This window comes from Roseovarius gaetbuli, assembly GCF_900172365.1.
In the GTDB taxonomy this organism is placed as follows: domain Bacteria; phylum Pseudomonadota; class Alphaproteobacteria; order Rhodobacterales; family Rhodobacteraceae; genus Roseovarius; species Roseovarius gaetbuli.
This window is the reverse complement of record NZ_FWFJ01000072.1, coordinates 1-9,894: the sequence shown is the minus strand read 5'-3', so window position 1 is coordinate 9,894 and position 9,894 is coordinate 1. Positions and strand designations below refer to the sequence as shown.

Below are 9,894 nucleotides of genomic sequence, written 5' to 3'. Positions count from 1 at the left end.
CCTCAGAAAAATGAGCCTCCGACCCGGCTGCGGCTCATTTTTCTGAGGGTACGATCATAAAGCGATTCTTTCACGCTGAAGCGGGTCCGACTGGAAGTCGGAGGGTTTGCTCCACGGCGTGGATACTCAAATCCGCCCTGATCTCACTCTCTCGCCTCGGCGGTGGTTCGCTTCTGCCCGCCTCAGGATCGCTTCAACAGCGCCAAAAGCTCTTGCGAGGGAAAGCCATCCGGCGTCGCCCCGACCGATTTCTGAAAGCTGCGAATCGCCTCGACCGTATTGGGACCGATGATCCCGTCGATCTTTTCGACGCCAAAGCCCTTGCGCTGCAGGCGCCGCTGCATTTCCATTCTCTCATCAAACGACAAGGGTTTGTACCCGCGCGGCCAGCTGGCCTGAATTTCCGGCCCACCTTTCAGGCGATCCGACAGATGCCCGACCCCGATCACATAGGCGTCGGCCTTGTTATAGCGCTCGATCACCGCGAAATTGTTGAAGATCATAAAGGCCGCGCCCTGCGCGCCCGCGGGCAAAAGGATCGAGGCCTTGCCGTAATTCGGCACTGGCTTGCCATCAAGCCCGACAACCCCCTGCGCCGCCCATTGCGCCGGTGACTTCATGTTCTTGCGCGCCGCCGAGGCATGGTTGAACCCGCGCGGCAGACGCACCTCAACCCCCCAGGGCTGGCCCTTGGTCCAGCCGAACCGCTTGAGATAGGCGGCGGTCGAGGCAAGCGCGTCACTTGGATCATCCGACCAGATATCGCGCTTGCCATCGCCGGTGAAATCAACTGCATAGGCCAGGTAAGACGTCGGTATAAACTGGGTATGCCCCATTGCCCCGGCCCAGGACCCTTTCATGTCGGCCGGGCTCACATCTCCGGCCTGCAAGATCTTGAGGGCGGCGATCAGCTGGCTTTCAAAGAACTTGCCGCGCCGCCCATCAAAGGACAGCGTTGCAAGCGCCTCGATAAGCGGGATCTCCCCGCGCCGCTCGCCGTAGGTGCTTTCAAGGCCCCAAACCGCCGCTACGACCTCTTTCTCAACGCCATATTTCTGTTCGATCCGCGTCAGGGTGCGACGATGCTTGCGCAGGGCCGCCTGCCCGTTCTTGACGCGCACCGGCGAGGCGGCGCTATCGAGGTAATCCCAGATTTGGCTTTTGAATTCCGACTGGTTGCGGTCCTTCTGAATGACCGAGGTGTTATATTGCACGCCGCGAAAGGCGCGATCGAAAACTCCTGTGCGAATGCCTTGTTGCGCCGCACGGCCCCGAAACCCTGAAATCCAGCGGTCAAACGCCTTGTTGGCACTTGCCGGAATGATCCGCGCCTCGCCGTCGGCAAGGGCCTTGGGCCGCATCTGGGGCCGCAAGGATCGGATCGGCACGTCGATCGACACCACCGCCGCCGCCGTCACAATCCCTGATCCGGGACGCATTTGCGGCCTTAACGACACCTCGACAGCACCTGCCAAAGCGGTGCTCACCATCAGGAAAACGCTTGTAAGTCCAATGATCGACGCCTGCATGCTCTAGCCCTTTTTTGAGTTCGGCTTTGCTCAATCATAGCCTGATTGTTGCCGAATCAAAAGCAATCTTGCTGAAACCGGGCGAACCGTCGCCACAAGCTTGGCAATCTATCGCTGGCCGCGTGCCGTTTTGCGCTTCACCTTGGCCGCCCTGCGTTTCGCGCTGCCCATTTTGCGATGGCCTGTCTTGCCGCGCGCCCCGCCCTTTGCGCCGCGTGGCCCGCGCGGCATGGTCTTGCCCTCAAGGCTGATCAGCTCAAGCGCGATCCCGCCGGTGACCGGCGCCGCCTCGGAGAGTTTGACGGTCACCCGCTGCCCAAGCCCGATCGTAAGCCCCGTGTCTGAACCCATCAAGGTGCCCGCCTCGCGGTCAAAGTGGAAAAATTCCCGCCCCAGACTGCGCACCGGAATAAGACCATCGGCGCCGGTCTCATCAAGCCGCACAAAGACGCCGAACTTGGCCACGCCGCTGATCCGACCGGTGAATTCCTCGCCCAACCGTTCCGACAAAAAGGCCGCGAGATAGCGGTCATTGGTGTCGCGCTCGGCCACCATCGAGCGCCGCTCGGTTTCGGAAATATGTTGGCCGGTGGCGTCAAGGCGGGCCTCTTCCTCGTGGCTTAGCCCGTCATCGCCCCAGCCATGCGCCGAGATCAGCGCGCGGTGCACCACAAGGTCGGCATAGCGCCGGATCGGCGAGGTGAAATGCGCATAGGCCTGAAGCGCAAGGCCGAAATGCCCGAAATTCTGCGGCCCGTAATAGGCCTGCGTCATCGAGCGCAGGGTCGACATGTTGATCACCTCGGCATGATCGGTGTCGCGCGCGGCATGCAAAAGCGCATTGAGATGCGCGGTCTTGAGGACCTGCCCCTTGGCAAGCACAAGCCCCGCCGCTTCGGCGACATCGCGCAGGGTTTCAAGCTTTTCGGGCGCGGGTTCTTCGTGGACCCGGAACAGCAGCGCCGATTTGCGCGCGATCAGCGCCTCGGCGGCGGCCACATTGGCCAGCACCATGAACTCTTCGATCAGTTTATGCGCCTCAAGACGGTCGGTGAAATTGACCGACAAAACCTTGCCTTCGTCGCTCAGCACCACCTTGCGTTCGGGCAGATCAAGGTCGAGCGGCTGGCGCCGGTGGCGGGCCTTCTTGAGGGCGTCATGCGCGGCATAGAGCGGCTTGATCACCTCCTCCATCAGGGGCGCGCATTGCTCGTCCGGCGCACCATCCATCGCGGCCTGCACCTGCTGATAGGTCAGCGAGGCAACCGAGCGCATCAAGCCACGCTCGAACCGATGACCGATCTTGTCGCCCTGCGCGTTGATCTGCATGCGCACGGCGATACAGGCGCGCGGCACGCCCTCATGAAGACTACACAGATCGCCAGACAACCGATCCGGCAGCATCGGCACCACCCGGTCAGGGAAATAGCTTGAATTGCCCCGCTTGCGGGCCTCGGCGTCAAGCGCGGTGCCGGGGCGCACGTAATGCGCCACATCGGCGATCGCGACCCAGATCACATGCCCGCCCTCGTTCTTGGGGTCGTCATCGGCGTGCGCCCAACAGGCATCGTCGTGATCGCGCGCATCGGCCGGGTCGATGGTGATCAGGGGCATGTCCCGCATGTCCTTGCGCCCGTCAAGATCGGCAGGCTTCATCGCGTCGGCCTCGGCCATCACCTCGTCGGAGAAATCATCGGGAATGCCGTGCTGGTGAATGGCAATCAGCGACACCGCCTTGGGCGCCGACGGATCGCCAAGACGCGCCACCACGCGGGCGCGCGGCAGGCCCATGCGCCCGGCAGGCCCGGCCTGCTCGGCCTCGACCAACTCGCCATCCTTGGCACCACCCGTGGCGTCGTTTGCCACCAGCCACTCCTTGCCATCGCCCTTGTCGATCGGCACGATCCGGGCGGAATCCGAGCCTTGGCGGAAAACCCCCAAGACCTTGTGCGGGTTGGTGCCGATGCGCCGGATCAGGCGGGCCTCGTAATGATGTGCCTCGCCCTTTACCTCTTGCAGACGGGCCAGAATGCGGTCGCCTTCGCCGAGAGCCGGATCACTGGCGCGCGGAATCAAGAGAACAACCGGCTCAACGCCCTTGCCCTGCCATTCCAGCGGCTTGGCCAAAAGTTCACCATCGCCGGTCTGGCCCTGAACCTGAAGCACACTGACCGGCGGAAGGCGGTCAGGGTCGCTGTAGGTCTTGCGGCGTTTTTCAAGATGGCCCTCTTCCGCAAGCTCCTTGAGGATGCGTTTGAGGTCGATCCGCGCCGCGCCCTTGATGCCAAAAGCCTTGGCAATATCGCGCTTCGAGGTGAGGGTCGGGTTATCCGAAATCCATTGCAGGATTTCTTTCTTATCTGGCAAATGGCTCATTAGGGTGCCCTAGCACGAAGCAAGCCCGCCGTCATCCGGGAAAACCGCTCTTCCGACCTGTCAGCCAGCCTCGCGAGGCGCGAAGGCAAGGGCGCGACGCGCCGCCCCCAGATCCGCGATGGTATCGACATCGCGCAAGCGATCCACAAGCACCACCCTCGCGCCACCAAGGCTCTGGATGGTGTCGGCAAGGGCATGCTCGCTTGACCAGCGTACCCCTTGAAACAGCGTCGCGGGCACCTGCACCCGTTTGAGCCCGACAAGCCAATACCCGCCATCAGGGGCCGGGCCAAACACCGCCTCATTACGCCCAAGCGCCTTAAAGGCGCGCGCGATATGGGCCGCCCTGATCCCGGGAATATCGCCTCCGATGATACAGACCGGCCCCGGCGGGCACGAGCGCATGATCCGCCCCATCCGGTCGCCAAGATCGCCCCGCCCCTGCGCCACGCGGGCAAACCGCAAGGGCCAAAACCGGCTTTGAAGCCCTTCGGCATCGGGGCTGACGGCGAGGGTCACCTGCCAGCGGGGATCGTCGATCTCGCGCAAAAGCCGCATCACCTGATGGCGAAACCACCAGGCCGCGCCGACCATGCCCATATCGCGCCCAAGCCGGGTTTTGACCCGGCCGGGATGCGGCTCTTTGAGCATGACAATCAGTTGGCCACGCATGATCAGGCGAAATAATCGCGCAAGATTCGGCCATAAATCGCCTTGAGCGCATGAATTTGCGCGACTTCAGCGCGTTCATCGACTTGGTGCATGTTCTGCCCGACAAGGCCGAATTCCACCACCGGGCAATGGCTTTTGACAAAGCGCGCATCCGAGGTGCCGCCGGTGGTGGATAAGTCCGGCACCCGTCCGGTTTCGGCCTCAACCGCGGCGGCGACCAGATCGGACAACTCCCCCGGCGGGGTGATGAAACTTTCGCCCGAGACTTTGACCGTCATCTCGCCAGCCACTTCGAATTCTTGCGCAACGCGGTCAAGCTCGCCCTGCAACCAGTCGATCAGCGAGGTGCTGTCATGGGCATCGTTAAAGCGAAGATTGACGGTTGCGCGGCACGTGGCCGGGATAACGTTGGTCGCCGGGTTGCCGGTGTCGATGGTCACGACGGCCAGCGTCGAGGCATCGAAATGCTCGGTGCCAGAATCAAGCTCATGGCTCGCGAGCCGATCCATCAGCCGCGCCATCGCAGGCAGCGGGTTTTTCGCGCGATGCGGATAGGCCGCATGCCCCTGCACTCCGGTGAGGGTGAACCAGGCCGAAAGCGATCCGCGCCGCCCGATCTTGATCATGTCGCCAAGGCGCTCGGGGCAGGTCGGCTCGCCCACAAGGCAGACGCGCATCGCCTCGCCCTCGCGCTCCATCCAGTCAAGGATCGCCACGGTGCCGTCCTCCGCGTCGCCCTCTTCATCGCCGGTGATGGTGATGATGACGGCGCCCTCGGGCGGGGTGGTGCGCACGAAATCGACCGCCGCCGCCACAAAGGCCGCGACGCCCGATTTCATATCGGTGGCGCCGCGCCCCCAAAGCCAGCCGTCCTTTTGCACCGCGCCAAAGGGCGGCACGCTCCAGGCGTCGGCGTCGCCCACGGGCACCACATCGGTATGCCCGTTAAAGCCAAAGGCGCGCACCGCGCCCTTGTCGCCCCAGCGGGCAAAGAGGTTGCAGACCCCGCCGCGATCAATCCGGGTACAAGCAAAACCCGCCTCGCTCAACACGCCTTCGAGCAGCGTCAGAGCACCGCCCTCGTCAGGCGTCACCGAGGCGCAGCGCACCAGATCGGCGGTCAGATTTACGGGGTCAACAGGGCTATGGGGCATCGGAGTGTCATCCTGGCTTCAGCGCGATTTCAAGCGCCCTAGCGCGGATTTCGCCCGAGCGCAAATCTCACGCGCGCACCCCCCTCATACATTACCTAGCGTAAAGACGATTAAACCTTAACAAGAGTCGGATAATTTGCTAACCATAGGCCAATAAAAAAACACCCGAGGCAGGGTAAGACGAACCAGGGCCGCCAGATCCGCAAAGGACAAATCGGCCCCACGACGAGCAGCAAGGCGCCACCAGGCACATCACGACGCGTCTTTGCCACCCATGTTTGGCGGGGAAACCCGGCATTGGTTCTGTTATTGCGCTGCCTTTGACATTGGGTCGAGGCAAAGATGGTTTCAGGCGTAGAAATTCCGATTGATCGCGAGGCCTCTGCAACAGAGATGGCGCAGACCATCTTTGGCGATGGCGTTCAGGTGATCAGCGCATCCTATACCGGCGACCGGGATTCCTCGGGCATCTACACCAATGGCGATAGCATCGCCCCCGGTGTCACGCCCTCTGATACCGGCGTGATGTTCTCGACCGGGGATTTGCGCGGCTTTACCAACCGTAACTTCTTTCAGTCCAACCAAAGCAGCTCGACCACGACGTCCTCAAGCGGGCCGAATGGCGACCCGAGTTTTGACGCCGCCGCCGGGGCACGGACCTTCGACGCCTCCTATCTTGACGTCGATTTCATCCCGACCGGCGATGTGATGACGATGCAGTTCGTCTTTTCGTCCGAGGAATATCCCGAATATGCCACCGGGGCCTTTCAGGATTTTGTCGGGGTCTGGATCAACGGCAACCTTGTGCCGCTTGGCGTGGGCGATGGCGATATCGACCCCAACAACCTCAATGCCGGATCCGCGAGCAACCTGTTCATCGACAACACCCAGGATCAGTTCAACACCGAGATGGACGGCTTTACTGCCACTCTGACCCTGACCATTCCGGTGAATGCCGGAGAGCTGAACTCGATCCGGATCGGCATCGCGGATGTCACCGACAGCAATTACGACTCCACGCTTCTGATTGCCGGGAACAGCGTGCAGACCACGCTTGTGGCGATGGATGACGCCACCACCTTGTTCCCCGACGGCACCCGCACGCTTGATGTACTGGCCAATGACGCCAACAACACGGCGGGCACCCTGACGATCACCCATCTCAACGGTCAGGCGGTGCAGGCGGGCGATATTGTCACGCTCAACTCGGGTCAGCAGTTGATGCTGAACGGCGATGGCACGATCGAAGTGGTCGGCGATGGCGACACCGAGGTGTTCAACTTTACCTACGGCGTGCAAAGCAGCACCGGGCAGACCGATGTCGGCATTGTCACCGTCGATTCCGTGCCCTGTTTTGTTGCCGGCACCCTGATCCGCACGCCGGACGGCGAAGTCGCGGTCGAAACGCTTGCGCCGGGTGATCTGGTGATGACGCAGGATGACGGGGCGCAGCCGCTGCGCTGGATCGGTCAGCGTCGGGTGGCCGCGCAGGGTGAATTTGCGCCGATACGGATCGCAGCCAACACCTTTGGCAGCCATCGTGAATTGCTGCTTTCGCCCCTGCATCGCGTGCTGATCCGTGACAGCCTTGCAGAGCAGTTGTTCGGCGAGGGCGAGGTTCTCGTGGCGGCGCGCGATCTGGTCAATGACTGCTCGGTGCGCCGGATTGAGGGCGGAACGGTCGACTATGTCCACATCCTGTTTGATCGCCATCAGGTGGTGTTCTCCGAAGGGCTCGCGACCGAAAGCTTTCTGCCGGGGCCAAAGATCAACCACAGCTTCGAAGCCGAGATCGTGCGCGAAATCTGTGCGCTGTTTCCCGAGATCGCCCCCGAAACCGGTCGTGGCTATAGCGGCGCGGCGCGGCGTACCCTGAAACGCTATGAAGCGCGGCTTTTGATGGCACAGGGGCGGGCCGCCTAGGATGGGATGGATCGGCATCTCTGATCAGACCGAGGGGCGCTTTGCCCTTGGCGGCCTTGGCGGTGCGGCGCCAGCCATGGCTGATGCCGCCCTGCTTGATGATTGCGCGCTGATGCCGCGCGGCACGTTGATGATCGAGACGCGCCTGTCCTCCGAGGGGCGTCCGCAAACCCTTCTGTCCTTTAGCCGCAGCCACCCCTGGAGCGGCAGCTTTTCGCTTCAGGCGCTGCCCGATGGCGGCATCGTTCTGATCGAGACACAGGCCGGGGATGTGCGTCACGCCACCCTGCCCTATCAGCCCGATGACCGCACCGATACGCTTCGGCTGACCTATTGCTGGGATGCGCCTGCGAAATGGGGGCGCTTGTCGCTTGAGCGGCCCGAAAATGATCGCGTGCATGCGATTTCTCTGCCGCCGCCGCATCCGATGCCGCTTGCGGATATGCACACCATCATCACCGACCCGCGCCAGCGTCAGCTTGACCCGGACGTGATCTTCATCGCCATCTCTGACCAGATCGAGCCGATCGGCCCGATGCCGGGCCTCAGTGCCAATGTGCCGGTGTGCACGCCGACCGGGTTCGTGGCGGCAAGCGAGCTCAAACGCGGGGATTGCGTGGATACGGATGACGGGCAGATCGTGCCCGTGCTGCAAAACGTAAGCCGTAGCGTGCCCGCCTTCGGAAGCTTTCGCCCCGTGCGCCTGCGCGCGCCCTATTTCGGATTGCGCCGCGATATCGTGGTGGCGCCGCAACAGCGGCTGGTGATCCGCGGCTCAGAGGTGGAATACCTGTTCGGCTCCGAGGCGGTTCTTGTGCCTGCCCGCCACCTCGTGAACGGGTTCTCGGCGCTCTACGCCGACTCCCCGGACGTGGTGACCTATCATCACCTTTTGCTGCCGGGACATGAGGCGATCATCGCCGCCGGGGCCTCGACCGAGAGCCTTTATGTCGGCCGGTTGCGGCGCAATGCGGACCTCTTTGGCGCGGGGATTCTGTCGGGCTGTGACCGCGCGCGCCTGCCCGAACACCCCAAGCCGATCTGGCCGGTTCTCAAACCCTTTGAAGCGATCACGCTGGCCCTCAACCGGGCCGCATAGCGGGTTTGACCCGATGCTGTAGCGTGCATGGCTGTCCGCAATCGAACCGCAAGCCTATCTATCTGGTTGAAAATCCCTGGTTGCCAGCAACACCGCCGCGCCAATCATGAGCGCGCCGCAAACTCTGTTCACCACACCGAAGGAAACCTGCTTCAATGCCGTCGCCGCGCGCACGCCCAACCAGCCCCAAAGCAGCAAAATCGCCCCATCGACCACCAGATATGTCGTACCGAGGATGAACAACTGCGGCAGGATCGGCATCGTCGGGTCGATGAACTGCGGGAATAGCGCCCCGAAAAACACGACGGCAAACGGGTTCGCCATCGAGGTGACGAAACCCAGCCGGAACAGGCGAAAAGAGTAACCGGACGCGTTGGCGGTGACGTCATCCGGCTGATCTTTCGACAAGATAAGTTGCACGCCAATCCAACCCAGATAGGCAACCCCAAACCATTTGATCCAGATAAACGCGCTTGCCGATGTTGCGATGATTGCCGCCAGCCCAAACGCCGCCCCCGTCATTTGCAGGCTATTGGCCGTCAAATTCCCCGCGATGGTATAGACGCTCCGTCGGAGCCCGTGCCGGACACTGTTTGATATGATGAGAAGCTGGCTCGTGTCAGGAGGCGTTGCGAAGAACACGGCGACGGCTGCGAGGTAGAGCACGTAAGTTTCCATCGGCATCGTCATGTTCCTTCACATCTACCGGATCAGGATACCGCCAATGGCTCAAGCCGGTCAAACCGTCATAACCGCCAGCCAAGTCTCGCAAAGTGCCGAACTCAGAGCCAAGCACAGGAAACATCTACAAGTCGCGCCCCCTTTAGGCGCTTTTCGAAAACGCGACCGGCCCAAATGTATGTACCGGCTGCTGTTCGCAAATGATTTCTGGCATGTTCTCGGAAGTCGCTCATATGTATCCGGCCTGTTGATCGACACGCGGGTCGTGGCCTTGTTGGGGTTACGCACGCGCCGTGATCTCATTACCGGACAGGTCGATTATGACCATTTGGGCCGTCAGACTCTGGGGGCGTAATATTTCCGTTCCATGCTTTCTATCTATAGCGAACTCCTTTGGATCGTGGTGGTGCTTTAGACGCCAGCCATGATCTCATCTCTGGGCGCATCAAACGCCGTTTTA

8 protein-coding genes are annotated in these 9,894 nt (G+C 61.9%); 3 read left to right on the top strand and 5 right to left on the bottom strand.

The window, feature by feature from the left end; translation table 11 throughout:
- Positions 1-182: 182 nt before the first annotated feature.
- From ROG8370_RS18940 to dapE, 4 genes are all read right to left on the bottom strand, one after another.
- Positions 183-1,529 carry a lytic murein transglycosylase gene (locus tag ROG8370_RS18940; protein ID WP_085828700.1) on the bottom strand — a complete coding sequence of 449 codons (1,347 nt, stop codon included), beginning with the start codon at positions 1,527-1,529 and terminating at the stop codon, positions 183-185.
- A gap of 108 nt (positions 1,530-1,637) precedes the next feature.
- The gene (gene rnr / locus ROG8370_RS18935; RefSeq protein WP_085828699.1) at positions 1,638-3,905 is read right to left on the bottom strand and encodes a ribonuclease R; all 2,268 of its coding nucleotides are present in this window, start codon (positions 3,903-3,905) and stop codon (positions 1,638-1,640) included.
- Between the two features lie 60 nt (positions 3,906-3,965).
- Entirely contained in the window at positions 3,966-4,577 is a 612-nt protein-coding gene (locus ROG8370_RS18930; RefSeq protein WP_085828698.1) for a TIGR04282 family arsenosugar biosynthesis glycosyltransferase, read from the bottom strand.
- Positions 4,578-4,579: 2 nt separating this feature from the next.
- Positions 4,580-5,731 (bottom strand): succinyl-diaminopimelate desuccinylase, encoded by a 1,152-nt coding sequence (gene dapE, locus ROG8370_RS18925; RefSeq protein WP_085828697.1) that lies wholly within the window; start codon positions 5,729-5,731, stop codon positions 4,580-4,582.
- 342 nt (positions 5,732-6,073) lie between these two features.
- Between dapE and ROG8370_RS18920 the strand changes: the two genes are divergently transcribed.
- Together ROG8370_RS18920 and ROG8370_RS18915 are read left to right on the top strand one after the other, a co-directional pair.
- On the top strand, positions 6,074-7,654 hold the full coding sequence (locus ROG8370_RS18920; protein ID WP_085828695.1) for a Hint domain-containing protein: 1,581 nt from the start codon (positions 6,074-6,076) through the stop codon (positions 7,652-7,654).
- 1 nt (position 7,655) lies between these two features.
- Positions 7,656-8,753, top strand: a complete 1,098-nt coding sequence (locus ROG8370_RS18915) for a Hint domain-containing protein (protein ID WP_085828694.1) — start codon at positions 7,656-7,658, stop codon at positions 8,751-8,753.
- A gap of 54 nt (positions 8,754-8,807) precedes the next feature.
- On the opposite strand, the gene ROG8370_RS18910 is transcribed toward ROG8370_RS18915, so the two are convergent.
- Entirely contained in the window at positions 8,808-9,437 is a 630-nt protein-coding gene (locus ROG8370_RS18910) for a LysE family translocator (protein WP_085828701.1), read from the bottom strand.
- A 40-nt stretch (positions 9,438-9,477) separates the two neighbouring features.
- Here ROG8370_RS18910 and ROG8370_RS18905 point away from each other — a divergent pair, with 40 nt between their 5' ends.
- Positions 9,478-9,789 carry a hypothetical protein gene (locus ROG8370_RS18905; protein WP_139838230.1) on the top strand — a complete coding sequence of 104 codons (312 nt, stop codon included), beginning with the start codon at positions 9,478-9,480 and terminating at the stop codon, positions 9,787-9,789.
- Positions 9,790-9,894 lie beyond the last annotated feature (105 nt).

Excerpts from the sequence above, each read along its gene's own strand:
- ROG8370_RS18940 (WP_085828700.1), bottom strand. The coding sequence starts at position 1,529 with ATGCAGGCGTCGATCATTGGACTTACAAGCGTTTTCCTGATGGTGAGC.
- rnr (WP_085828699.1), bottom strand. The coding sequence starts at position 3,905 with ATGAGCCATTTGCCAGATAAGAAAGAAATCCTGCAATGGATTTCGGAT.
- ROG8370_RS18930 (WP_085828698.1), bottom strand. The coding sequence starts at position 4,577 with ATGCGTGGCCAACTGATTGTCATGCTCAAAGAGCCGCATCCCGGCCGG.
- dapE (WP_085828697.1), bottom strand. The coding sequence starts at position 5,731 with ATGCCCCATAGCCCTGTTGACCCCGTAAATCTGACCGCCGATCTGGTG.
- ROG8370_RS18920 (WP_085828695.1), top strand. The coding sequence starts at position 6,074 with ATGGTTTCAGGCGTAGAAATTCCGATTGATCGCGAGGCCTCTGCAACA.
- ROG8370_RS18915 (WP_085828694.1), top strand. The coding sequence starts at position 7,656 with ATGGGATGGATCGGCATCTCTGATCAGACCGAGGGGCGCTTTGCCCTT.
- ROG8370_RS18910 (WP_085828701.1), bottom strand. The coding sequence starts at position 9,437 with ATGCCGATGGAAACTTACGTGCTCTACCTCGCAGCCGTCGCCGTGTTC.
- ROG8370_RS18905 (WP_139838230.1), top strand. The coding sequence starts at position 9,478 with ATGGCTCAAGCCGGTCAAACCGTCATAACCGCCAGCCAAGTCTCGCAA.